Source organism: Actinomadura meyerae, from assembly GCF_900188445.1.
GTDB lineage: Bacteria > Actinomycetota > Actinomycetes > Streptosporangiales > Streptosporangiaceae > Spirillospora > Spirillospora meyerae.
Genome location: NZ_FZOR01000018.1, coordinates 77,075 through 99,100, shown reverse-complemented (window position 1 = coordinate 99,100; position 22,026 = coordinate 77,075). Strand labels below are relative to the sequence as shown.

Below are 22,026 nucleotides of genomic sequence, written 5' to 3'. Positions count from 1 at the left end.
GTCATGCTCCGCCGTCCAGGAAGCGCAGCACGGCCAGGACGCGCCGATGGTCGGCCTCGGCGTGCGGCAGGTCGAGCTTGGCGAAGATGTTGTTGATGTGCTTGGCCACCGCGCTCTCGCTGATCACCAGCGCCGCGGCGATGCCCGCGTTCGAGCGGCCCTCCGCCATGACGGCGAGGACCTCCCGCTCGCGCGGGGTGAGCCGGCCGAGCGGGTCGGTGTGCCGGCGCAGGAGCAGCTGCGAGACGACCTCCGGGTCCAGCGCGGTGCCGCCGGCGGCGACCCGGCGCAGCGCGTCCAGGAAGACCGAGACGTCCGCGACCCGGTCCTTGAGCAGGTAGCCGATGCCGCCCGCCCCGCCCGACAGCAGGTCGGCGGCGTAGCGCTCCTCGACGTACTGCGAGAGCAGCAGCACGGCGACCTCGGGCGCCTCCCGCCGCATGACCAGCGCCGCGCGGACGCCCTCGTCGGTGAAGCCGGGCGGCATCCGGACGTCCACGATCGCCGCGTCCGGACGGTGCGCGCGGACCGCGGCGAGCAGCCCCTCGGCCTCGCCGACGGCCGCCGCGACCTCGAACCCGGCGGTCTCCAGCAGCTTGATCAGCCCGGCCCGGAGCAGGACCGAGTCCTCGGCGATCACGACGCGCACGGCAGCTCCGCGGTGACGGTCGTCGGGCCCCCGGCGGGGCTGGTGATCCGGAACGTGCCGTCCACGGACCGGACGCGGCGCGCGAGCCCGGTCAGGCCCGTCCCGGCGGACGGGTCGGCGCCGCCCGCGCCGTCGTCGCGCACCGCCACCCGCAGCACGTCGCCCCGGCGGACGACCTCGACGTCCACCGCGGCCGCGCGCGCGTGCCGGACGACGTTGGTGAGGGCCTCGGACACGACGAAGTACGCGACGGCCTCGACGGTGGAGGAGGCGCGCGGTTCCGCCTCGACCCGCAGCCGGACGGGCAGCGGCACGCGGGCGGCGACGCCGGACAGGGCGGCGTCCAGGCCGCGGTCCTCCAGCACGGCCGGGTGCAGGCCGCGGATCAGCGTGCGCAGCTCGGCGAGGGCCTCCTTGGCCTCCTCGTGCGCCTCGACGATCACCCGCATGGCGTCGTCGGGGACCCCGGTGAGGGTCTCGCGGGCCAGGCCGAGGCTGAGCGCGAGGGAGACGAGGCGCTGCTGCGCCCCGTCGTGCAGGTCGCGTTCGATGCGGCGCCGTTCGAGGTCGGCGGCGTCGACCACGCTGGCGCGCTGCTCGGCCAGGTCCTCGACGCGGCGCCGCAGCTCCTCCGCGCGGTCGGGGCCGAGCAGGCCGGCGGCGGCGCGGGCGTCCAGCCGCCGCACGCCCGCCGCCGCCCAGGGCGCCGCGGCCAGGAGCAGGACGCCGAGCACGGTCAGCGCGGCCGTGCCCACGGGGTCGGCGAACACGCCGGTGCGGGGCAGCGCCCACGCGTAGAGCGGGACGGCGGCGAGGACGGCCCCCGCCGCCCACGCCGTGATCACGGCCAGCCCGCCGAGCGCGAGCAGCGGCCCCGCGACCAGGTGGTACTGGAGCTTCCGCCACACCTCGGGCGAGCGCGGGTCGCGGAGCGGATGCCACGGGCGCCCGTCGTCCTGGTCGGGCATGGGCGGAATGTCCAGGCCGAGCATGGCCCAGCACCGCTCGCGCTGCCACGACGTCAGCGGGCGCAGCGCGAGCAGCGGCAGGGCGAGCGTCGCGGCGGCCAGGAGGAGGACGGACACGACTTCCACGGGCGCCCACACCGCCCAGACCGAACCCGGGACCAGCCATCCCGCGACCTGCAGCGGCACCCCGGAGGCGACGAACACGGTGTCGCGCCACGCCGCCGCCGTCCACGGCGCGCGCACGCGGGCACGGACGACCGCGGAGATGGATGCCATGCGGCAACCGTATTGGCATGGTTCGTCCGCCACCATGAACCCAGCCGGAGGGCGGGGGTGAACCTAGTGCCACCCCAAGTCGGATGGCGGTGCCACTGACCGCGGCGGCTGTCGCGGCAAGGCTGTGACCGGGCGTCCCGGAGCGCGGGCGCCGCACCGTATCAGCGTCCTCTGGGAGTCCCGCATGGTCATCGCCGTCCCCCGTCATGCCCCGGCCTCCCGGTCGTCCCGGCCGTCCTCCCGGCCGTCCTCCCGGTCGGCCTTCCGGCGGCGGGATGTGCGGCGTGTCCTTGAGGGGCGGTGGGTGGGATGGGCATTCATCGGAGGCGCGGCCGTGATGGTGCCATGGATGTGGGTGCTCGCGACCACGCTGCCGTCCACCGCGACCGTGCCGAACTGGTCGGCCGCCTGGGTGGGCCTGGACGCGATGGAGGCCGCGGCCCTGCTGGGGACGGGCGTGCTGCTCGTCCGCCGCGATCCCCGGTACGGGCTCGGCGCCGCCATGGCCGCGGCCCTGCTGGCGGCGGACGCGTGGTTCGACGTGACGACCGCCACGCCCGGTGCCGGGCGCGCGTCGGCGATCGCGCTCGCGGCCGGGGTGGAACTTCCACTGGCGGCCCTGTGCGCGGGCCTCGCCGCGCGGTCGTACACGCAGCGTGGAGCCATGATCGACGCTTTGGTGAACAGTGATCGGCAAAGCCTTGACGGGAGTGCGCCAGACGGGTGAAACCAGACGAGCCGGACCTCTAGAGTGAGTGCCATGTCGGGGCCCTTCCGCGGAAGGGCCCCTCGCCCTGCCTGCATGATCAGAGGTCCCCGAACATGAACGACCACGAGGTGCACGAGGAGTGCATGCGGCTCCTCCGGGACGGCCTGCCCGTCCCCGCTCCCGCCGCCTTCGAGGAGGGACGGGACTTCCTTCCGCTCGGACTCGACATGGACGGCGACGTCGCCGTTGTCACGTTCCTCCACCAGTGGGGTGACGCGTCGGCGTTCGTCGAGGGCTGGACCTTCCACAAGCGCGACGGCGAGTGGCGGGAGCTCGGCGGCGCCGGCGGCTTCGCGCCCGCCGAGCCCCTGGCGCGCCGCTCGTCCGGCGAGATGATGGGCCGCCACCTGCTGAAGTACGGGTCGGGACGGAGCGTCCGCAACTCCAACCGGCTGCTGCCGTGGGGCGCCAAGTGGGTGCACGAGGCGCGGCTGCGGGCGTCGGCGGAGGTGGCGCGGGTCCGGGTCGGCAACCGGATCCTGGACGTCCCCGAGCACGGCCACGTCGTCGTCGTGTGGGGCGCCCGCCGGGGGCCGATCGTGGAAGCCCTCGCCGCGGACGGCTCGGTGCTGGACGCCATGGACCTCGACCATCCGGCCGTCCCGTCCCGCCCGCGGGGCTGATATTTGACCGGTCGGTCTTGAAAGGGTTACCGTCCTGCCATGGCACGGACGAAGGAGTTCGACCCGGACGCCGCCCTGCGCCGCGCCCTCGACCTGTTCTGGGAGCGCGGCTACGAGGCGACGTCCATGGCCGACCTCGTGGAGCACCTCGGCATCGCCCGCGCCAGCATCTACGGCACGTTCGGCGGTAAGCACGAGCTGTTCCTGAAGGCGCTGGAGCGCTACCTCCAGGAGACCGACCCCAAGATCGCCGAGGCGCTGGCCCGGCCGGGCCCGGTGCTGCCGGCGGTGCGCGCGCTGATCGAGGACTACGCGGCGGACGCGGCCCGCGACCGCCCGCGCCGCGGCTGCCTCGTGGTGAACACCGCGGTCGAGCTGGCGGCGCGGGACGCCGACGCGGCCCGGCTGGTGGAGGCGAGCTGGTCGTTCCTGGAGGCGTCGCTGACGTCGGCGCTCACCCGCGCGCGGGCGCAGGGCGAGCTGCCGCCCGGCAAGGACCCCCGCTCCCTGGCGCGCCTGCTGCTCGTGCTGTTCCAGGGGATGCGGGTCCTCGGCCGCACACCCGCCGACGAGGGCCGCATCCGGGACGCGACGCGCGAGGCGCTGGCCCTCTTCGACTGACCGCCCTCTGCCCCTCTACCCCCCGGCCACCACCCGGCCGGGGTTGTTCACGCCCTTATTCAAGACCGATCGATCTAGAAAGCAGGAGCCGCCATGTCCCTCCACGGCAAGATCGTCCTCATCACCGGCGGGTCGCGCGGCATCGGCCGCGCCACCGCGCGCGCCTTCGCCGCCGAGGGCGCCACGGTCGTCCTCGCCGGACGCGACGTCACCGCGCTCGCCGACGCGGTCAAGGAGATCGGCTCCGGCACGGCCGCCGAAGGCACCGCCGGCGGGGCCGCCGGCAGAGCCGACCACGTGGTCGCCGACGTCGCCGACCCCGCGTCCGCCGCCCGGATGGTCGAGACGGTGGTCGCCCGCCACGGCGGCCTGCACGTCGCGGTCAACAACGCCGGGATCATCGGCGCGGCCGGGCCCGTCACCGACATCGATCCCGCCGCCTGGGACGAGGTCCTCGCGGTCAACCTGACCGGCGTCTTCCTGTCGATGAAGCACGAGATCGCGCACATGCGCGCGCACGGCGGCGGGACGATCGTGAACGTCGCGTCCAACATCGGGGCGCACCGCCGGCTCCCCGGGATGGCGGCGTACGCGGCGTCCAAGGCGGCGGTCAGCGTCCTGACGCGCACCGCCGCCCTGGACCACATCGGCGATGGCGTCCGCATCAACGCCGTCAGTCCCGGGGCGAGCGACACCCCCATGTCGCTGCGGCCCGGTGAGAGCGAGACCGAGCGCGCGGCCCGGATGAAGGCGTCCGTTCCGGCGGGACGTGTGGCGGCCACGTCCGAAGTGGCCTCGACCATCCTCTGGCTGGCGTCGGACGCCTCGACCCACGTAGTGGGCCACGACCTCGTCATCGACGGCGGGGTCACCGCCTGACGACGCTTTTCGGGACGGCGCAGAGGGCAGACTCCCTGCATGGCCCTCACACCCGACCATGGCTCCTCCCCGGACGACTCCGACCCGGAGCGCTTCCGTCTCGCCGGCAGGGTCACCAGGACGTACCTGATCGGGGCGCGGAGCCTGCACGACCACGTCGCCATGAAGCTGCTCGACGCCGGCGCGTCCCTCGTCCTGGACATCGGATGCGGGGAGGGCGCCCTCAGCGCCGCCCTCCCCCGTCCGGCGCCGGTGCGGATCGTGGGCTTGGACGCGTCCCCTGCCCTGCTGCGCGCCCACCCCGGGGCGCGCGTGTGCGGCGACGCCCTGCGGCTGCCCTTCCCGGACGGGACGTTCGACGCCGCCGTGGCCCTGAACATGCTCTACCACCTGCACGATCCACGGCGCGCCCTGCGCGAGGCCCGCCGAGTCCTCGCCCCCGGCGGGACGCTGCTCGTCTCCGCGATCTGCCGCAACGACAGCCCCGAACTGGCGCCGGTCTGGCGTCCCGAACCCACCCCGTTCGACGCCGAGGACGCCCCCGCCCGGGTCTGCGAGGTCTTCGGCGAGGTCGAGGTGGAGCGGTGGGACGCCCCGCTGATCACGCTCCCCGACCGCGCCGCGATCCGCGACTACCTGATCGCCCGCCGGGTGCCGCGCCCGCAGGCCGCCGAAGCCGCCACCCGCCTGGACACGCCCCTGCCGGTGACGAAACGCGGCTCCCTGGTCGTCGCGCGCCGGTAGCACCGATCACCGGCGGGCGGCCAGAGCCAACCGGTGGGCCGCTAGAGCCAGCCGCGCTCCTCAGCGGCGCGGGCGGCCTCATGGCGGTTGCCGGCACCGAGCTTGGTGACGGCCGCGGACAGGTAGTTGCGGACGGTCCCCTCCGACAGGCCCAGGTCGCGGGCGATGCGCGAGACGGGGGCGCCTCCGGCGGCGGCGCGCAGGGCGTCCAGCTCGCGCGGGGTGAGCGGGCACTCCTCGGCGGCGAGGGCGTCGGCGGCGAGCTGCGGGTCGATGTAGCGGGCGCCCGCGGCGACCTGCCGGATGACCTCGGCGAGCCGCCGGCCGGGCGCGTCCTTGCCGAGGAAGCCGCGGACGCCCGCCGCCATGGCGCGGCGCAGGTTGCCGGGCCGGCCGTGCGCCGTCACGATCACCAGCCGGCAGGACGGCAGGTCGCGCGACAGCCGCTCGGCGGCGGCGAGCCCGTCCAGGCCGGGCATGTCGATGTCGAGGACGGCGACGTCGGGCTTCAGCGCGAGGGCCCGCTCGACGGCCTCGTCCCCGCGGCCGACGCCGGCGGCGACCTCGATGCCGTCCTCGGTCTCCAGCAGCAGGACGAGCGCCTCCCTGATCAGGAGGTGGTCGTCGGCGAGCAGCACGCGGATCATGGCGCTCCCTCCGGCGCGGCGGGGACGGCGGCCGCCACCCGGAACGTCCCGTCCCCGGCGTGCCCGGCGGTGAACTCGCCGCCCGCGGCCGCGATCCGCTCGGCGAGCCCGGCCAGCCCGCTGCCCGCGTCGCCCGCGCGGCGCCCGGCGCCGTCGTTGACGATCTCCACCTCGACGCGGTCGCGGCCCGCCCGGACGGTGATCTCGCACCAGGTGGCGCTGGAGTGGCGGAGCACGTTGGTGGTGGCCTCGCGGGCGACCCAGCCGAGCGGCTCGTGGACGTGCGGCGGCAGCGCCGGGGACACCTCGGGGCGCTCGCAGCGGATCCCGGCGGCGCGCAGCACGGCGGACATGCCGTCCAGCTCGGTGCGCAGGGACGTGGCCCGGTAGCCGCGGACGACCTCGCGCACGTCGCGGACGGCGTCCCGCGCCATGGTCTGGATCTCGGTCAGCTCCTTGCGGACGCGCGCGTCGTCGCGCTCCACGAACCGTTCGGCGACCTCGGCGCGCAGCGCGACCGCCTGGAGGCTGTGCCCGAGGACGTCGTGCAGGTCGCGGGCGAAGCGGAGCCGCTCCTCCCCCACCGCGGACCGGGCCAGCTCGGCGCGCGCCTCCCGCAGCTCCTGGACGACGTGGAACAGCCAGACCGTGACGTATCCGGAGAAGGCGCCGAGCGGGATCGCGGCGACCTCGTACAGGACGGCCAGGGCGGGCAGCCCGAGCAGGACGCCGTAGACGGGGGTGAGGACGGTCGCGGCCGCCGCCGCCGCGATCGCCTCCCGGAGCGGGAGGACGATCGCGATCAGCCCGGCCGGGACGAGCAGCGCGTTGCCCCAGCCCCGGTCGATGCCGAGCAGCAGCGGCATGGCCCAGCAGACCAGCGCGATAGCGGCCAGCCCGGCCCGGTGGGCGGGCGCGGTGCGGCGCATCAGGTTCTGCCACAGGAGCCGGGCGTACAGGGCGAAGGCGGCGCCGGTGCCGGTGAGGGCGAGCAGCAGGCGGCCCGCCTCCCGGCGCTCGGTGATCTCGTACCAGAGCGCGGGCGCCAGGAACCCGGCCAGCGTCATCACCGTCATCCCCACGATGATCGCGGCGATGACGGTGGGGCGCGGGAGGGCGGGCTGCACGCGCCCAGCGTATGCGGCCGGCACGATGACCTGTCGGGGGCGCGGGGGCGGTCGGGGGCGCGGGTCGGCGGCGGCCGGTCAGGCGGCGCGCCCGGCCGCGGGCCGCCGGAGCCGGGCGGCGGCGCGGCCGGTGACCAGGCGGCCGTCGTCGAGGATCCCGACCCGGTCGGCGCGGCACGCCTCGTCCGGATCACGGGTCGCGACCACCGCGCTGATCCCGTCCGCGGCGAGCATGAGCAGGACGGACCAGACCTCTCGGGCGGCGGAGGCGTCGAGCCCCGCGGTCGGCTCGTCGAGGAACAGCACGTCGGACCGTCCCACCAGGGCCAGTGCGATGTCGAGCATGCGCCGCTGCCCCGGGGACAGCCGCTCGAAGGGGACATCGGCGACCTGGGTGAGGCGCGCCAGGCGGAGGGCCTCGTCGCGGGTCAGCGGGTCCAGTGTCCAGCGCCGCCAGGTGTCGACGACCTCGGCGACGGTCAGCCCTGGGAACAGGCCGCCGTCGCGCCACACGGCCCCAGCGCGCGCGGACTCACGCTCGGTGTACGGGTCGGCGCCGTAGAGACGGACGGTTCCGCTCGTGGGACGGCGCAGGCCGGCGAGCATTTCCAAAAGCGTGGTCTTGCCGGAGCCGTAGCGGCCCAGCAGGGCGTAGACCTCGCCCTCGGCCACAGTGAACGAGACGTTCCGCACGGCCTCGTTCAAGTCCAGGTCGCGTACCTCGATCACAGGTGCCTTCATGCCGTCCATGCTGGTCGCCGCGCGCGCGGGCGTGCAGTCACGGATGTCAGGAGGCGACGATGAAGATCGCAGGGGTGACCCATGACGAATGTCAGAGTTCGACGATGTCAGGGTTCGGCGATCGCCCATCCGGTCGGCGGGACGGTGGCGCCCTCGGCGGTGAAGGTCGCTTCACCGGCCACGCACGTCCAGCCCGCGGCGGGCAGTGCGACCTCGGCGGGCTCGTCGTCCAGGTTGAGGACGACCGCGAGCCGCTCTGCGCCGTGCCCCACTGTGTAGGAGAGAACCGTGTTGGTCAAGGTGGCGACCGCGGTCTCGGCACGGACAAGCCAGGGATGACGTCGTCGCAGGCCGATCAAGAGCTGGTGCAACCGGTGGTAGGGCGCGCCGTAGCCCGGGGTCTCGTCGGGACGTTCGGGGAAGGCCGGCCGTATGGCGTCGTCACCGCCTTCGCGTTCCTCCTTGACGCCCTCGAAACCGAACTCGTCACCCGCGTAGATGGACGGGACCCCACCGACCGTCAGCAGGATCACGAGCGCGTGCTCCCGGTGCTCTTTGCGGTGCAGGCGGCTGGCGATGCGGGTCACGTCGTGGTTGCCGAGGAAGGTCTGCGGGGCGAATGTGTCGAGCATCGTGTTGTGCCGGTCGAGCGCGTGGGCCAGCTCGAAGAAGTTGCCGTCGTTGAGCGAGCTCCAGATGGCCTTCCACAGTTCGTACTGGGTGACGGAGTCGAACCCGGTGTCCGCCACCAGGCGGGCGTAGTCGCCGTGGATGACCTCGCCGACGAACCAGGCGTCGGGGAAGCGCACGCGGACGCGGTCGGTGACCGTCCGCCAGAACTGCTGTGGGACGGCGTAGGCGGCGTCGAGGCGCCAGCCGTCTATCCCGCGCTCCAGCCAGTGCGTCATGACACCGGTGACGTAGTCCGCGACCTCCGGTTCGGCGTGGTTCAGCGTGACGAGCCGGTCATGCCCTTCGAACGTGCGCAGATCAGGGTGGAACCACGTCCGGTACCGGGACGCGTCGCCCTTCGCCGCGACGTCGGCGAAGGGCGCGAAACCGCGGCCGACGTGGTTGAAGACGCCGTCGAACAGGACCCGGACGCCCTTCTGGGAAGCGGCGTCGATCAGCCGTCGCAGGTCGTCCTCCGAGCCGAGCCTGGGGTCGACCCGGTAGTGGTCGACGGTGTCGTAGCCATGGGTCTCGGACGCGAACACGGGACCGAGCGCGAGCCCGTTGCAGCCGAGTTCGACGACGTGGTCGAGCCAGCCGCCGAACCTCGCGAGCCTGGGCGTCGAGGGTGTTCCGGCGGGAAGAGCGTCCCGCTCGGCACCGACGAAACCGAGCGGATAGGCATGCCACCAGATGGCGTGATCGGGCCAGCGCATGCCAGTCCCTTACCCGGAAGGAGCGTCCCACCCGCCCCCATCCGGCCTCCGTGCTGTCACGCGCGCACGAGGATGTCCGGATTCAGCCCGTCCAGGGACTTGATCCCAGAGAGGGTCATGGTCAGCTCCAGTTCGGCCTGGAGGCAGCGCACTACGTGCTGCACGCCCGCCTGACCGGCGAGGCCCAGCCCATAGGCATAGGGGCGAGCGACCAGGACGGCCTTGGCGCCGAGGGCCAGAGCCTTGGCGATGTCGGCGCCCGTCCGGATGCCGCTGTCGAACAGCACGGTCGCCTGGTCGTGGACGGCCTCGACCACACCCGGGAGTGCGTCCAGTGAGGCGATGGCCCCGTCGACCTGGCGTCCGCCGTGGTTGGAGACGATGACCGCGTCCATGCCGGCGTCCACGGCCTGGCGGGCATCGTCGGGATGCTGGATGCCCTTGAGCGCGATGGGCCCGTCCCAGTGGTCGCGCAGGAAGATGAGGTCGTCCCACGTCAGGCTGGGGTTCCCGAAGTTGGCGACCCAGTGCAGGATCGCCATGTCGCGGTTCTCCTTCGTGATGGGCCCGCCCACGGCCTTCTGGAAGACCGGGTCGCTGAAGTAGTTCGCGACACCGATCCCGCGCAGGAACGGCAGGTACGCCTGGTCGAGGTCGCGCGGACGCCAAGCCAGCGTGAACGTGTCCAGGGTGACGACCAAGGCCGTGTAACCGGCGGCCTTGGCCCTCTCCAGGAAGCTGACCGCGAGGTCCCTGTCCTTGGGCCAGTACAGCTGGTACCAGCGCGGCCCGTCGCCGTTGGCCTCGGCCACGTCCTCGATGGAGTACGAGGACGCCGTGCTCAGCACCATCGGCACCTTCTCGGCCGCCGCCGCCCGCGCCACGGCCAGCTCGCCGTCCGGATGGAAGATGGACTGGACGCCGATGGGCGCGAGCAGCAGCGGCGACGGCATCGCGGTCCCCAGGACCTCCACCGAGAGGTCCCGCTCGGCGACGTCCCGCAGCATGCGCGGCACGATCCGCCACTTGTCGAAGGCCGCCCGGTTGGCGCGCGCCGTCGACTCGCTGCCCGCCGACCCCGCCACGTAGCCGAACGCCTGCGCCGACAGCGCGCGCTCCGCGAGGCCCTCTAGCTTCGTCAGATCGGTCGGCAGCGCCGGGACGACGTCACCGAGCCCCTGCAGATAGATCGAGTTCTGGAAGTCGGCCAGACCGCTCAAAGGAACCTCCACCTGGGACATCGGCACCGTCGCTCCTCAAGATGCCAGGTTCGGCAAGGTGACGGAACGGCATAGATCCGTCGAGTCGGGCGCCACGCCCGGTGGGGCGGGCGAAAGATGTCCCCGGGACCGGCCACAATGTGGGGCATGGCACGACGCGGATCCCAAGCCCCTCCACCTCCGCCCGACTTCGAAGAGAACATCGTCGACGTCGATGTCTCCGACGAGATGCGCGGCAGTTTCCTCGAGTACGCCTACTCGGTCATCTACCAGCGGGCGCTCCCCGACGCGCGCGACGGCATGAAGCCCGTCCAGCGCCGGATCCTGTACTCGATGAACGAGATGGGCCTGCGCCCCGACCGCGGCCACGTCAAGTGCGCCCGCGTCGTCGGGGAGGTCATGGGCAAGCTGCACCCGCACGGCGACAGCGCCATTTACGACGCGATGGTGCGGATGGCGCAGCCGTGGGCGATGCGGATGCCGCTCGTGGACGGCCACGGCAACTTCGGTTCGCTCGGCGGCGACGACATGCCCGCCGCCATGCGGTACACCGAAGCCCGCATGTCGCGCGAGGCGATGCTGATGGTCGCCTCGATCGACGAGGACACCGTCGACTTCCGGCCCAACTACGACGGGCAGGAGCAGGAGCCGGAGGTGCTCCCGGCGGCCTTCCCGAACCTGCTGGTGAACGGCGCGTCCGGCATCGCGGTCGGCATGGCCACCAACATGGCGCCGCACAACCTCGGCGAGGTCATCTCCGCGGCCCGGCACCTGATCGACCACCCGGACGCCACCCTCGACGACCTGATGCGCTTCGTCCCCGGCCCCGACCTGCCCACCGGCGGCCGGATCGTCGGCCTGGACGGCATCCGCGATGCCTACGAGCGCGGCCGGGGGACGTTCCGCACCCGCGCCACCGTGTCCATCGAGAACGTCACGGCGCGCCGCAAGGGCATCGTCGTCAGCGAACTCCCCTACGCCGTCGGGCCGGAGCGCGTCAAGGCGAAGATCAAGGAACTGGTCAACGCCAAGAAGATCCAGGGGATCTCCGACCTGAAGGACCTCACCGACCGCAACGTCGGCCTCCGCCTGGTCATCGAGATCAAGAACGGCTTCAACCCGGAGGCCGTCCTCGCCGACCTCTACCGGCTCACGCCGATGGAGGAGACGTTCGGCATCAACAACGTCGCCCTGGTCGACGGCCAGCCCCGCACGCTCGGCCTCCGCGACATGCTGCAGGTCTACGTCGACCACCGCATCGAGGTCGTCCGGCGGCGCTCGATGTTCCGCCGCAAGAAGCGCGAGGACCGCCTCCACCTGGTGGACGGCCTGCTCGTGGCGCTGCTGAACATCGACGAGGTCATCCAGGTCATCCGGCAGAGCGACGACGCCGCCCAGGCCAAGCAGCGCCTCATGCAGATCTTCGAGCTGTCGGAGATCCAGGCGCAGTACATCCTGGACACCCCGCTGCGCCGCCTCACCCGCTACGACCGGCTCGAACTGGAGAAGGAGAAGGAGCAGCTCGCCAAGGAGATCGCCAAGCTGACCGCGATCCTCGAATCGGAGAAGAAGCTGCGCGGCGTGGTCTCCAAGGAGCTGGGCGACGTCGCCAAGGAGTTCTCCACCCCCCGCCGGACGGTCCTGCTCGAATCCTCCGGCCACACCGCCGCCGCGGCGGTCCCCCTGGAGGTGGCCGACGACCCCTGCACGGTGCTGCTGTCGTCCACGGGCCTGCTGGCCCGCACGCACGACGCGTCGCCGCTGCCCGACAGCGGCCCCCGCGCCCAGCACGACGTCCTGACCTCGGTCGTCCCGGCGACGGCCCGCGGCCAGGTGGGCGCGGTGACCTCGCACGGCCGGATGATCCGCATCGACGTCCTGGACCTCCCGACCTTGCCGCCGTCGGCGACGCCCCCGTCCCTGGCGGGCGGAGCCCCGGTGGCCGAATACGTCGACCTCGAACCGGACGAGACGGTCGTGGGCATCGCGTCCGTCTCCGAGGAGGGCGGCGGCTTGGCCCTCGGTACGGCGCACGGCGTGGTGAAGCGGGTGGTCCCCGACTTCCCCGCGAACCGCGACGAGTTCGAGGTCATCGGCCTGAAGGAGGGCGACCGGGTCGTCGGCGCCGTCCAGCTCCTCTCCGAGGAGCAGCACCTGGTGTTCATCACGACCGACGCGCAACTGCTGCACTACGCGGCGTCTCTCGTCCGCCCCCAGGGCAGGGCGGCGGGCGGGATGGCGGGCATCAAGCTGGGCGCCGGAGCGAGCGTCCTGTGGTTCGGCGCCCTGGACCCGGCCCGCGAGGCCCGGGTGATCACGATCTCGGGCTCCTCCTCGGCCCTCCCCGGCACCCAGGCCGGCGCGATCAAGCTGGCCGACTTCGCCGACTTCCCGTCCAAGGGCCGCGCGACCGGCGGCGTCCGGGCCCACCGGTTCCTCAAGGGCGAGGACGTCCTGCTCCAGGCGTGGGCGGCCCCGACACCGCTGCGCGCCGCCGCGGCCAACGGCAAGCCGGCGATGCTGAACGTCACGCTGGGCCGCCGGGACGGCTCCGGCGAGAAGCTGGACGGCCCCATCGTCCACATCAGCGGCCCGATCGGCCCCGCCCCGGCCGAAGAGGAAGCGCCCGCCGAAGAGTGAGACGCGAAGGCCCCGGGACGAATCTCCCGGGGCCTTCCCTCTTCACACCCCCGGCCGGATGCGCGCGTTGAGATCTTCGTTGCACCGCACGATCTGCTCCGCCACCTCGACGACGTCGCAGACCGGATGGCAGGCGCCGTCACCGCCCGGCAGCGTGACGAAGAACGTCCCGTCCCGCACCCACACCGTGATCTCGGCCCGCACGGAGAGGACGGCCATCCGCCACCCTTCCGCCAGGTGCAGCGGCCCGATCCCCCGCGCGTCCAGCAGCCGCCGCAGTTCGCGAGCCGCCTCAAGGCAGTCCCGCCGGGGCGGGCACCACGCCACCGCCGTGGGCAGCGCGAAGTACACGACCTTCCCCGACACCGGCCTCGACCCGAGCCGCGACCGGCTCCGATGCGCACCCCACCGCCCCCGGTGCTCGACGGCCAGAGCGTTCACCAGCTCGAGCCCGCGCCCGCTCTCCCGCTCGGGCGGCGGACGCAGGCTCGCCCCGGAGGGCACCGACCCGCACCAGGCGGCCGAGTCGAAGACCCGCACCACGATCTCCGCGCCCTGCCTCCGCGCATAGATCTGCACCTCCGGCAGCCCCGCCGTCGGCATCACCGCGACCGGCCGTCCGCCCAACGCGTGCACGAACACGTTGGTGGCCAGCTCGGAGACCATCGTCACCGCGTCGTCCACCATCCCCTGGGGCAGCCGCAGCGCCCCGAGCGTCTCCCGGACGACCTCCCGCGCCACCCCGGCACACCGGGCCTCCGGCGGCAACGCCCAAACCGCACACCCACCCGCCCGAACCACCCCGGCCCCCGCGCCGTCTGACGACCCCCGCATTACGAGCACCTCCATGACGAGCCCAGCCATCGCTGAGCGTGCTGTGTTCGCCACACAACGTGGCAGGTGCCTTGCAAGATCGCAATAGATTCTCTACAAGAGAATGCAAGACGTTCTTCGCCAGACAGGGTCACCCAACGCATGGCAAGGTGTCACCGTGAGTGAGATTCATGTCGAGGGCTACAGCCCAACGATCAAGAAGCGCGCCCTCAGCCGCAAACTGGTCGTCGCCCGCAAGGAGGTCGGCATGACTACTACCGAGGTCTGCAAGCGCCTCCGCTGGAGCCCCACCAAGCTCAACTACATCGAGAAGGCCAAGTGGATCACCCCCAACAGCGAGGCGGTCAAGGACCTCTGCGATCTTTACGGCATAGAAGGTGAGGATCGCGAAGCCTTGGTCCGCCTTGCTCGCGAAGCTCGCGAACGGGGCTGGTGGACGAGATACAACGACGTTTTCCGGAATGAGTACCCGGGTTTCGAAGCCTCTGCCTCGATCGTCCGAAGCTTCCAGAACACCTACGTTCCCGGCCTGCTTCAGCATGAGGGCTACATCGAACTCGTCACCAATGCCGCTGGGATCGAAGACCCTGTCGAAGTCCGGCGGCACGTGGCCGCACGCCTGCAGCGCCAAGAGATCTTGACGAGGACCGAAGACCCCTGCCATCTGCACGCGGTGGTCGACGAGAACGTCCTTCGCCGACTCGTCTCTCCGTCCGTACGAATCCCGCAGGTGCGTCATCTGATCAAGATGTCGGACCTGCCGAACGTCAAGATCCAGGTCATCCCGACGAGCACCGGTCTCTATCCGGGAGCGGGCGAGTCCTTCACGCAGCTCGGCTACTCGGACCCAGGTGAACGCGACATCGTTTTCCTAGAGACCAGGATCGACGACCGGCTACTTGAGGAGAAAGACGAACTCCAGTCCTATATGGTCAGGTTCGAGCGATTGTGCGCGGCCGCACTCGATGTTGCTACTACGCGCGCATACCTACTGGACCTGAGCAAGGACGACGAATGAGGCAATCGACACTGACCTGGCGCAAGAGCAGCTACTCACAGGGCGGCGGAACGGAATGCGTGGAGATCGCCCGAGTCAGCGATTGGTGCGCAGTGCGCGACTCCAAGAACCCAGATGGTCCCGTCCTCACCCTCACCACCGGCTCATGGGCGACCCTCCTCCAGGCCATCAAGGCCGGCACCCACAACCTCCCTGGCTAGCAACCAGATGAACGTCCCCACACCTCTGCCGAAGTGGCGCACGAGCTCGTACTCCGCCCAGAGTGCCGACTGCGTCGAGGTAGCCGCGGACGCTACCGCCCATTCGGTTCGAGACTCCACGAACCCAGGTGGACCCACACTGGTCTACACCAACCGCTCATGGCGCACCTTCCTCGAGACCATCAAGACGGGCGCCTTCGACCTCCCTTGACGTGCCGAGCGGGGTTATTGGGGGTTGCAGTGGCTATCGCATCACTGCGGCCGAGGAGCGCGAAGCGTCCCTTGCTCCTCCTCGACGTTGATGGCGTACTCAACCCCTACGGCTACAGCCGCCGCCCGCACGGCTACACCGAGCACGACCTGTTCCCTGAGGACGACGAACCCGTTCTGGTGAACCCGGAGCACGGGATCTGGATCGGCGAACTGGTTCGCGTCTACGACGTCACCTGGGCGACGGCCTGGAACCAGGACGCCAACCGCCTCTTGGCGCCCTTGCTCGGCATCGCGCCTCTGCCGTCCTCACCATGCCGCCCGTCCCGTATCACCCCAGCGCCAAGGTCCCGCCTGTCGAGCAGCTGGCCCGGCATAGGCCCGCCGCCTGGATCGATGACCTTCATACGGCGGAGGCACATGCGTGGGCCGCCGACCGTTTCGAGCCCACCTTGCTCATCACCATCGATCCCGCGACGGGTCTCACCCGCCGGGCGGTCGACCGGGCTCTTGCGTGGGCTGCTGATCTCTGACGGGAAGAGTGTCGGTCGGTGCCGTTAGCGTTCCGGGTACGTCCTCTCCCGAGGTCAGGAGGCATGGCAGATGGCGGAGCAGATGATCTCGGTGGACGGCGCCGAGATCTGCGCGGAGTCCTTCGGCGATCCCGGAGACGCACCCATCCTGCTCATCATGGGGATCGGCGCGTCGATGCTCTGGTGGGGGGAGGGCTTCTGCCGCGGGCTCGCCGATGCCGGACGCTTCGTCGTCCGCTACGACCATCGCGACACGGGGCGCTCCACCACCTACGACGTGGGCCATCCCGGGTACACGGGCTCGGATCTCGTCGATGACGCCGCCCGTGTGCTGGACGCCTACGGGATTCCCGCCGCGCATGTCGCCGGGGTCTCCGCGGGCGGCGCGTTCGGGCAGTTGCTCGCGCTCGGGCATCCCCGGCGCGTCCTCTCGCTGGTCCTCATCAGCACCACCCGCGCGGTGCCGGGGGCCGCGACCTTCCGCCGCCGACCGGGGAGTTCGGACGCTTCGTCTCGACCGCGCGGGTCGACTGGTCCGACACCGAGTCGGTGATCGACTACCTCGCGGGCTACCAGCTCATGCTCGCCGGCCCCGAGCGCCCGCCGGACGAGGCCGCGGTGCGGGAACTGGTCCGCCGCGACGTGGAGCGGGCCCGTGACATCAGGGCGGTCCAGAACCACAACGCGATTCCCGAGGACGATCGCGACTGGGGATCGCTGTCAGCGATGACGGCGCCCACCCTCGTCATCCATGGCACGGCCGACCCCCTGTTCCCGATGGAGCACGGCGTGGCCCTGGCCGAAGAGATCCCAGCGGCCGAACTCGTGCCGCTCAAGGGTGCCGGGCACGGGCTCGACCGCGCCGATTGGGAGACCGTCGCGAAGTTGATCCTTGAGCACACGGGCGACGGAAGGTCCTCAGCGCGCGCAGGGGACGAGCGTTAAGACCGCGTCCTCTCCGTCGGCGTCCAGACCGTGGCAACCCTACGGACCGGCGCTTGCGGCGTTCATCCCGTTTAGCCAGGCAGGCGTGCCCGTAGCTCGGCGAGGCTCTGCTGGATCTCCGGCCACGGGAAGACGCCCCGAAGGTCGTCGCCCGAATCGGGGGTCGGCAGGCGGGCCTCGTCCAGCAGGACGGTGACGCCCCAGTCGCGGAGTTCGGCGACACTGCGGACGAAGACGGGATGGCGAGCGAGCGCCTCGTTCGGCCACGGCGCCGCGATGATGGGACGCCCCAGGCCGACGGCCTCGTTGAGCAGGCCGAGTGCCAGGGTGTCGCTGATCCCGTGCGCCCACTTGTTGACGGTGTTGAACGTCGCGGGCACCACGGCGAACGCGTCGGCGGGCGGCAGGACGTCGGGCTCGTCAGGCTGCTTGTACTGCGAACGGACGGGGAAGCCCGTCAGCTCCGCCAGCCGGTCGACGTCCAGGAACTTGACGCCGGACGGCGTGGAGACCACGCACACCGTCCATCCGCCTCGGCGGAGTCCCTCGACGAAGGGCGGGAGGTCGGCGGCGGGCCGCCCGCCGCAGGCGATCACGTAGAGCACCGGGTCCTTGGCCACTCCCCCACCCTGCCATGGCCGCGATCAGGCGGTGCTCGGGGGATGACCGGACGGGGCGCCTTGACGCCGTCACCAGCGCCGATGGTCGCGCGCTTGACAGGCACAGCTAATGTCATTAGCTTTTGGCTAACGCAATTAGCCAACGAGGGAGAACCATGACCGAGTTCCTGAACGTCGACGGAGGCACCATCGCCTACGAGGTGGCGGGGGACGGCCCGCTGATCGTGCTCGCGCACGGGGTGGGCGACAGCCGCGAGGCCTACCGCGCCGTGATCCCGCAGCTGGTCGAGGCCGGTTACCGGGTCGCCGCGATCGACCTGCGCGGCTGCGGCGAGTCCAGCGTCGACTGGCCGGAGTGGAGCCGCACCGCCATCGCGGGCGACCTGCTCGCCGTGATCCGCCACCTGGGCGGCCCCGCCGTGCTCGTCGGCCACTCGGTCTCCGGCGGCGCCGCCACCATCGCCGCGGCCCTGGAGCCCTCGCTCGTCTCCGCCGTCGTCGAGCTGGCGCCGTTCACCCGCAAGCAGTCGGTCAGCCTCGGCGGCTTCGTGAAGGTGAAGCGCTACCGGCGCGGCATGCTGCGGCTGCTCGGCGCGGCCGCGTTCGGCAGCCTGCCGCTCTGGCGGTCCTACCTCGACGTGGCCTACCCCGGCCGGAAGCCGGCCGACTGGGCCGAGCGGCTCGCCCTCATCGAGTCCCGGCTGCGCGAGCCCGGCCGGATGAAGGCCATGCAGGCCATGGGCAAGAGCGCCCCGACCGACGCCGGCGCGCAGCTCGGCAACGTCCGCTGCCCGGTCCTGGTCGTGATGGGCACGCAGGACCCCGACTGGGCCGACCCGCACGCCGAGGGCACCGCGGTCATCGGCGACCTGCCGTCCGGTCTCGGCCGCCTCGAGATGATCGACGGCGCCGGGCACTACCCGCACCACCAGTTCCCCGGCCAGGTCGCCTCGCTCGTGCTCGACTTCCTCCGCACGGACGCCGCCCGTGCCTAGGGCGGGCCTGGACGCGGCGGCGGTGGTCGCCGCCGGGGCCGCCCTCGCCGACGAGGTCGGCTTCGCCAACGTCACGATGGGCAAGCTGGCCGAGCGGCTGGGCGTGCGCACCCCGTCCCTCTACAAGCACGTGAAGGGCCAGGAAGACCTCAACCGGCGCATCGCGGCCCTGGCGCTGGGCGAGACCGCCGAGGCCGTCGGCGGCGCGGTCCAGGGCTACGCGGGCCGCGACGCCCTGGCGGCGGCCGCGCGCGCCTTCCGCGCCTTCGTCGTGACCCACCCCGGCCGGTACACCGCGACGATCGGCGTCGAACCGGAAGGACCGGACGATCCGCTGGCCGCCGCGGGGCAACGGCTGCTCCGCGCGTTCTCGGCCGTCCTGCGCGGCTACGAGATCAAGGAGGCCGCCACGAACCATGCCCTGCGCATGCTTCGCAGCCTCTTCCACGGCTTCGCCACGCTGGAGGCGGCGAACGGCTTCCAGTGGAGCACCGACATCGACGAGAGCTTCGAGTGGCTCGTCGACTTCGCCGACCGGGGCCTGCGCGGCCTCTGAGAAGTGGGTTCAGGTCTCGATGTCGCCGGGGCCCCAGTGGGCGTCCATGCGGATGATCTTGCCGTCCGCGCCGAAGGTCATGACGTCGATGGCGCGGATGCGCATCCCGGGGACGTCGATGGTGAAGGCCATCGCGGCGCGGTCGCCGTGCGAGCCGCGGATGGGGGCGTCCAGCGTGAGCTTGGCGCCGCCGGCGACGGCGTTGGTGTAGAACTCCTCGATGGCGGCGCGGCCGGTGATCTGGGGGTGGCCGACCGGGTCCTCGATGACGGCGTCGTCGGCGTAGAGGCCGGTCACGGTCGCGACGTCGCCGGCGTTGAAGGCGTCGACATAGGTCTGGAGCGCCTGCTTCATGTGCTCGTGGGACGGCATGCGCGGAGTTTACCAAGCGTTCGCTTGGTCTCCTGGCGGAGGTGATCACACCGCCGGATGACAGCGGCGGAATCACATCGGTTCGGGTTACGCCGGTGTGCTCCCCGCCTCGGCGGGACGGCGCTGCAGGCCGCGCTCGGCGGACGCGGCGAGGGCCTCCAGCAGGTCGGCCGGGCCGCCGGTGGCGTCGTCGTAGTGCCACCCGCGGATGATCTCCTCGCCCTCGACGCCCGGGTTGAACCGGCCGAGGGCGAAGCACCCGGCGATCGCCATCCGGACGATGACGCGGGAGCTCTCGTCCAGGTGCGCCACGTAGGCGGCCGCGTCGATCAGGCCGATCGCGGCGCGGGCGTTGCGCGGGCCGGGGCGGTCGATACGCCATTGCGCGTAAGGGCGCAGGTAGTCCGCGATCATGCAGGTTCTCAGCACGGTCCTCATCGTGGAGGCGCGGCGACACGCCGGTGCCCGGTTTGACCGATGCCTTGCCGGACGATGACCGAGGATCAGCCGGTGAGGCCGTTCCGGTAGGCGTAGGTGACGGCCTGGGCGCGGTCGCGGAGGTTCGCCTTGGCGAACAGGTTGTTGATGTGGGTCTTCACGGTGGCCTCGGAGATGAACAGGTCGCCCGCGATCTCGGCGTTGGACCGGCCCTGGGCGATGAGGGTCAGCACCTCGGCCTCGCGGCGGGTCAGGCCGTCGGGGAGCCCGGCACCGCGCGGGCGCTCGCCCGCGGCGACGGCCTCGACCAGGCGGCGCTGGACGGCCGGGTCGAGCTGGGACGCGCCGCCGCGGACGGCGTCGACGGCACGGGCGATCTCCTCCGCGCCGGCGTCCTTGGTGAGGTAGCCGCGGGCGCCGGCGCGCAGCGCGGCGAAGATCGAGTCGTCGTCGGCGTAGGTGGTGAGGACGACGATTCCGACCTCGGGATGGGCCTCCTTGATGCGGCGGGTCGCCTCGACGCCGTCCATGCGCGGCATCCGCAAGTCCATGAGGACGACGTCCGGCCGCAGCTCGCCGACCAGCGCGAGCGCCCGCTCACCGTCGCCGCAGGCCCCGGCGACCTCGATGCCGGGCAGCAGTTCGAGGAGCAGGACGAGGCCCTCGCGCACCACGGTCTGGTCGTCGACGATCAGGATTCTCGTGCTCACCGCGTCTCCCGTCACGCCGTCACGCCCCACGCCCCGCACCTCACGCCGGAACCTGGAGGGACACACGGAATCCCTTGCCGTCCGGTCCGGTGTCCAGGGTGCCATCGATCAGCTCGGCGCGCTCCCGCATGCCGACGAGGCCGTACCCGCCGCCGCCCAGCTCGACGACCGATTCGGTGCCGCCGCTGTCGGTCACTTCGAGTTCCACCTTGCCGGGCAGGTAGCGCAGGACGACCTGTGCGCGCGCGCCGGGGGCGTGTTTGCGGACGTTCGTGAGCGCCTCCTGCGCGGTGCGGACGACCGCCAGCCCGGCCTGGGGCGACAGTTCGCGCGGTTCACCCGTCACCTGCACGTCGCACGGACGCCCTGTGCTCGCGTAGAACTCCTCCGCGAGCTCCGCCAGCACCTCTCTTGGCTCCGGTATCTCGCCGCGGAGGGTCGCGAGGGCGCGTCTCGTCTCATCGAGGCCGGCGCGGGCGAGGTTCCGCGCGCGCTCCACGCGGTCCAGGGCCTGGACGCGGTCACCGTCCCGGGAGAGGAGCAGCCTCGCCCCCTCCAGGTGGACGATCTGCGCCGACAGCGAATGGGCGAGGATGTCGTGGATCTCGCGGGCGATGCGGGACCGCTCGGCCAGGACGGCGTTCGCGGCCTCGGCGCGCCGGGTCGCCTCCTGCGCGGCGGCCCCCTGGCGGCTGGCGATGGCGCCCAGCGTGATGCCGGCGAACGCCGACAGCAGGCCGAGGTCGGCGCCGTCCGCCCGGAACGCCTCCCCCAGCGCGGCGACCGCGGCGATCGTCAGGCCGCTCGTCAGGACGCCCAGCGGCACCGGCAGCCGCATGAGCAGCACCCACAGGCCGGCCATGCAGAAGAAGAAACCACCGCCGGCGTGCGGCGCGATCGCGTACAGCGCCATGCCCGCCGCCACGGACAGCAGGAGCAGCGCGATGCCCGCTCTCCGCCGGCGCGGGTTCTCCCCGCGCCCCAGCACGAGCCCGGCCCCGAGAAGCGCGAACATCACCGGGTTGAGGATGAGGAGGGCGAGGCCGTCGCCGTGCAGCGAGGGAACGGGGTCCCCGTGCAGCAGCCCCCGGATGTAGGCGGTCGCGCCCCACGTCACGAGCATGCCGATGACCAGCAGGCGGATGATCCGGTCCCGCAGGCCCGCCTTGACGTTCACGATCCGACGTTGACCCGTACGAACCGGGCGGGCAGTCCCGCGCCGACCGCCGGCGGCGCGGGGGCGGAAGGGGCGTGGTCCAGCGTCTTCATGCCCCCGAGGTTAGGGACCCGCGCCGCCCGCTCG

26 protein-coding genes are annotated in these 22,026 nt (G+C 72.2%); 13 read left to right on the top strand and 13 right to left on the bottom strand.

Features of this window, described 5'->3' with window-relative positions:
* Position 1: 1 nt before the first annotated feature.
* Both CHF16_RS19700 and CHF16_RS19695 read right to left on the bottom strand, forming a co-directional pair.
* Positions 2-649 carry a response regulator gene (locus tag CHF16_RS19700; RefSeq protein ID WP_089327535.1) on the bottom strand — a complete coding sequence of 216 codons (648 nt, stop codon included), beginning with the start codon at positions 647-649 and terminating at the stop codon, positions 2-4.
* Positions 637-1,893 (bottom strand): sensor histidine kinase, encoded by a 1,257-nt coding sequence (locus CHF16_RS19695; RefSeq protein ID WP_089327534.1) that lies wholly within the window; start codon positions 1,891-1,893, stop codon positions 637-639. The genes CHF16_RS19700 and CHF16_RS19695 overlap by 13 nt, the downstream gene beginning before the upstream one ends.
* A gap of 334 nt (positions 1,894-2,227) precedes the next feature.
* Here CHF16_RS19695 and CHF16_RS19690 point away from each other — a divergent pair, with 334 nt between their 5' ends.
* The 5 genes from CHF16_RS19690 to CHF16_RS19670 all read left to right on the top strand — a co-directional run bounded on the left by CHF16_RS19690 (position 2,228) and on the right by CHF16_RS19670 (position 5,529).
* Positions 2,228-2,620 carry a hypothetical protein gene (locus tag CHF16_RS19690; protein ID WP_179271598.1) on the top strand — a complete coding sequence of 131 codons (393 nt, stop codon included), beginning with the start codon at positions 2,228-2,230 and terminating at the stop codon, positions 2,618-2,620.
* 95 nt (positions 2,621-2,715) lie between these two features.
* Complete coding sequence (locus CHF16_RS19685; RefSeq protein WP_089327533.1) at positions 2,716-3,285, top strand: hypothetical protein; 570 nt, start codon at positions 2,716-2,718, stop codon at positions 3,283-3,285.
* 39 nt (positions 3,286-3,324) lie between these two features.
* Entirely contained in the window at positions 3,325-3,906 is a 582-nt protein-coding gene (locus CHF16_RS19680) for a TetR/AcrR family transcriptional regulator (protein WP_089327532.1), read from the top strand.
* 93 nt (positions 3,907-3,999) lie between these two features.
* Positions 4,000-4,785, top strand: coding sequence for an SDR family NAD(P)-dependent oxidoreductase (locus CHF16_RS19675; protein ID WP_089327531.1), 786 nt, complete (start codon positions 4,000-4,002; stop codon positions 4,783-4,785).
* Between the two features lie 39 nt (positions 4,786-4,824).
* Positions 4,825-5,529 (top strand): class I SAM-dependent methyltransferase, encoded by a 705-nt coding sequence (locus CHF16_RS19670; protein WP_143228056.1) that lies wholly within the window; start codon positions 4,825-4,827, stop codon positions 5,527-5,529.
* Positions 5,530-5,570: 41 nt separating this feature from the next.
* Here the strand turns inward: CHF16_RS19670 and CHF16_RS19665 are convergent, their stop codons facing one another.
* The 5 genes from CHF16_RS19665 to CHF16_RS19645 all read right to left on the bottom strand — a co-directional run bounded on the left by CHF16_RS19665 (position 5,571) and on the right by CHF16_RS19645 (position 10,652).
* Positions 5,571-6,176 (bottom strand): response regulator transcription factor, encoded by a 606-nt coding sequence (locus CHF16_RS19665; protein WP_089327530.1) that lies wholly within the window; start codon positions 6,174-6,176, stop codon positions 5,571-5,573.
* Positions 6,173-7,303, bottom strand: a complete 1,131-nt coding sequence (locus CHF16_RS19660; protein ID WP_089327529.1) for a sensor histidine kinase — start codon at positions 7,301-7,303, stop codon at positions 6,173-6,175. Before CHF16_RS19660 ends, CHF16_RS19665 begins: the two co-directional genes overlap by 4 nt.
* Before the next feature lie 78 nt (positions 7,304-7,381).
* Positions 7,382-8,044: an ABC transporter ATP-binding protein gene (locus CHF16_RS19655; protein ID WP_089327528.1), complete on the bottom strand. Its 663-nt coding sequence runs from the start codon at positions 8,042-8,044 to the stop codon at positions 7,382-7,384.
* Between the two features lie 107 nt (positions 8,045-8,151).
* Positions 8,152-9,432 carry an alpha-amylase family glycosyl hydrolase gene (locus tag CHF16_RS19650; protein ID WP_089327527.1) on the bottom strand — a complete coding sequence of 427 codons (1,281 nt, stop codon included), beginning with the start codon at positions 9,430-9,432 and terminating at the stop codon, positions 8,152-8,154.
* Positions 9,433-9,488: 56 nt separating this feature from the next.
* Positions 9,489-10,652, bottom strand: a complete 1,164-nt coding sequence (locus CHF16_RS19645; protein ID WP_089327526.1) for a lactate 2-monooxygenase — start codon at positions 10,650-10,652, stop codon at positions 9,489-9,491.
* Positions 10,653-10,799: 147 nt separating this feature from the next.
* On the opposite strand from CHF16_RS19645, the gene CHF16_RS19640 reads away from it, so the two are divergent.
* Positions 10,800-13,292 carry a DNA gyrase/topoisomerase IV subunit A gene (locus CHF16_RS19640; RefSeq protein ID WP_089327584.1) on the top strand — a complete coding sequence of 831 codons (2,493 nt, stop codon included), beginning with the start codon at positions 10,800-10,802 and terminating at the stop codon, positions 13,290-13,292.
* A 42-nt stretch (positions 13,293-13,334) separates the two neighbouring features.
* Here CHF16_RS19640 and CHF16_RS19635 read toward each other — a convergent pair whose 3' ends face one another.
* Complete coding sequence (locus CHF16_RS19635) at positions 13,335-14,033, bottom strand: ATP-binding protein (RefSeq protein ID WP_179271597.1); 699 nt, start codon at positions 14,031-14,033, stop codon at positions 13,335-13,337.
* A 250-nt stretch (positions 14,034-14,283) separates the two neighbouring features.
* On the opposite strand from CHF16_RS19635, the gene CHF16_RS19630 reads away from it, so the two are divergent.
* The 5 genes from CHF16_RS19630 (at position 14,284) to CHF16_RS40925 (ending at position 17,032) form a co-directional block, all read left to right on the top strand.
* Positions 14,284-15,144 carry a helix-turn-helix domain-containing protein gene (locus CHF16_RS19630; protein WP_179271596.1) on the top strand — a complete coding sequence of 287 codons (861 nt, stop codon included), beginning with the start codon at positions 14,284-14,286 and terminating at the stop codon, positions 15,142-15,144.
* Positions 15,141-15,344: a DUF397 domain-containing protein gene (locus tag CHF16_RS19625; RefSeq protein ID WP_089327523.1), complete on the top strand. Its 204-nt coding sequence runs from the start codon at positions 15,141-15,143 to the stop codon at positions 15,342-15,344. Before CHF16_RS19630 ends, CHF16_RS19625 begins: the two co-directional genes overlap by 4 nt.
* Positions 15,259-15,555, top strand: coding sequence for a DUF397 domain-containing protein (locus CHF16_RS19620; protein ID WP_342750101.1), 297 nt, complete (start codon positions 15,259-15,261; stop codon positions 15,553-15,555). Before CHF16_RS19625 ends, CHF16_RS19620 begins: the two co-directional genes overlap by 86 nt.
* Positions 15,556-16,157: 602 nt before the next feature.
* A complete protein-coding gene (locus tag CHF16_RS40930) occupies positions 16,158-16,640 on the top strand; it encodes an alpha/beta fold hydrolase (protein ID WP_218826741.1) in 483 nt (160 codons plus the stop codon).
* A complete protein-coding gene (locus tag CHF16_RS40925; protein ID WP_218826740.1) occupies positions 16,637-17,032 on the top strand; it encodes an alpha/beta fold hydrolase in 396 nt (131 codons plus the stop codon). The genes CHF16_RS40930 and CHF16_RS40925 overlap by 4 nt, the downstream gene beginning before the upstream one ends.
* A gap of 71 nt (positions 17,033-17,103) precedes the next feature.
* On the opposite strand, the gene CHF16_RS19605 is transcribed toward CHF16_RS40925, so the two are convergent.
* Positions 17,104-17,652 carry a flavoprotein gene (locus tag CHF16_RS19605; RefSeq protein ID WP_089327521.1) on the bottom strand — a complete coding sequence of 183 codons (549 nt, stop codon included), beginning with the start codon at positions 17,650-17,652 and terminating at the stop codon, positions 17,104-17,106.
* Between the two features lie 155 nt (positions 17,653-17,807).
* Between CHF16_RS19605 and CHF16_RS19600 the strand changes: the two genes are divergently transcribed.
* On the top strand, positions 17,808-18,647 hold the full coding sequence (locus CHF16_RS19600; protein ID WP_089327520.1) for an alpha/beta fold hydrolase: 840 nt from the start codon (positions 17,808-17,810) through the stop codon (positions 18,645-18,647).
* Positions 18,640-19,203 (top strand): TetR/AcrR family transcriptional regulator, encoded by a 564-nt coding sequence (locus CHF16_RS19595; RefSeq protein WP_218826739.1) that lies wholly within the window; start codon positions 18,640-18,642, stop codon positions 19,201-19,203. The genes CHF16_RS19600 and CHF16_RS19595 overlap by 8 nt, the downstream gene beginning before the upstream one ends.
* A gap of 9 nt (positions 19,204-19,212) precedes the next feature.
* Here CHF16_RS19595 and CHF16_RS19590 read toward each other — a convergent pair whose 3' ends face one another.
* From CHF16_RS19590 to CHF16_RS19575, 4 genes are all read right to left on the bottom strand, one after another.
* Positions 19,213-19,575: a nuclear transport factor 2 family protein gene (locus tag CHF16_RS19590; RefSeq protein WP_089327518.1), complete on the bottom strand. Its 363-nt coding sequence runs from the start codon at positions 19,573-19,575 to the stop codon at positions 19,213-19,215.
* Between the two features lie 87 nt (positions 19,576-19,662).
* Positions 19,663-20,004, bottom strand: coding sequence for a hypothetical protein (locus CHF16_RS19585; protein ID WP_143228055.1), 342 nt, complete (start codon positions 20,002-20,004; stop codon positions 19,663-19,665).
* Positions 20,005-20,078: 74 nt separating this feature from the next.
* Complete coding sequence (locus CHF16_RS19580) at positions 20,079-20,723, bottom strand: response regulator (RefSeq protein WP_245868834.1); 645 nt, start codon at positions 20,721-20,723, stop codon at positions 20,079-20,081.
* A 40-nt stretch (positions 20,724-20,763) separates the two neighbouring features.
* Entirely contained in the window at positions 20,764-21,900 is a 1,137-nt protein-coding gene (locus CHF16_RS19575) for a sensor histidine kinase (RefSeq protein ID WP_218826738.1), read from the bottom strand.
* Positions 21,901-22,026: the final 126 nt, after the last annotated feature.

Coding starts and splice junctions, on each gene's coding strand:
- CHF16_RS19695 (WP_089327534.1), bottom strand. CDS start 1,893: ATGGCATCCATCTCCGCGGTCGTCCGTGCCCGCGTGCGCGCGCCGTGG.
- CHF16_RS19685 (WP_089327533.1), top strand. CDS start 2,716: ATGAACGACCACGAGGTGCACGAGGAGTGCATGCGGCTCCTCCGGGAC.
- CHF16_RS19680 (WP_089327532.1), top strand. CDS start 3,325: ATGGCACGGACGAAGGAGTTCGACCCGGACGCCGCCCTGCGCCGCGCC.
- CHF16_RS19675 (WP_089327531.1), top strand. CDS start 4,000: ATGTCCCTCCACGGCAAGATCGTCCTCATCACCGGCGGGTCGCGCGGC.
- CHF16_RS19670 (WP_143228056.1), top strand. CDS start 4,825: ATGGCCCTCACACCCGACCATGGCTCCTCCCCGGACGACTCCGACCCG.
- CHF16_RS19665 (WP_089327530.1), bottom strand. CDS start 6,176: ATGATCCGCGTGCTGCTCGCCGACGACCACCTCCTGATCAGGGAGGCG.
- CHF16_RS19655 (WP_089327528.1), bottom strand. CDS start 8,044: ATGAAGGCACCTGTGATCGAGGTACGCGACCTGGACTTGAACGAGGCC.
- CHF16_RS19650 (WP_089327527.1), bottom strand. CDS start 9,432: ATGCGCTGGCCCGATCACGCCATCTGGTGGCATGCCTATCCGCTCGGT.
- CHF16_RS19640 (WP_089327584.1), top strand. CDS start 10,800: ATGGCACGACGCGGATCCCAAGCCCCTCCACCTCCGCCCGACTTCGAA.
- CHF16_RS19625 (WP_089327523.1), top strand. CDS start 15,141: ATGAGGCAATCGACACTGACCTGGCGCAAGAGCAGCTACTCACAGGGC.
- CHF16_RS19620 (WP_342750101.1), top strand. CDS start 15,259: ATGGTCCCGTCCTCACCCTCACCACCGGCTCATGGGCGACCCTCCTCC.
- CHF16_RS40930 (WP_218826741.1), top strand. CDS start 16,158: ATGGCGGAGCAGATGATCTCGGTGGACGGCGCCGAGATCTGCGCGGAG.
- CHF16_RS19600 (WP_089327520.1), top strand. CDS start 17,808: ATGACCGAGTTCCTGAACGTCGACGGAGGCACCATCGCCTACGAGGTG.
- CHF16_RS19590 (WP_089327518.1), bottom strand. CDS start 19,575: ATGCCGTCCCACGAGCACATGAAGCAGGCGCTCCAGACCTATGTCGAC.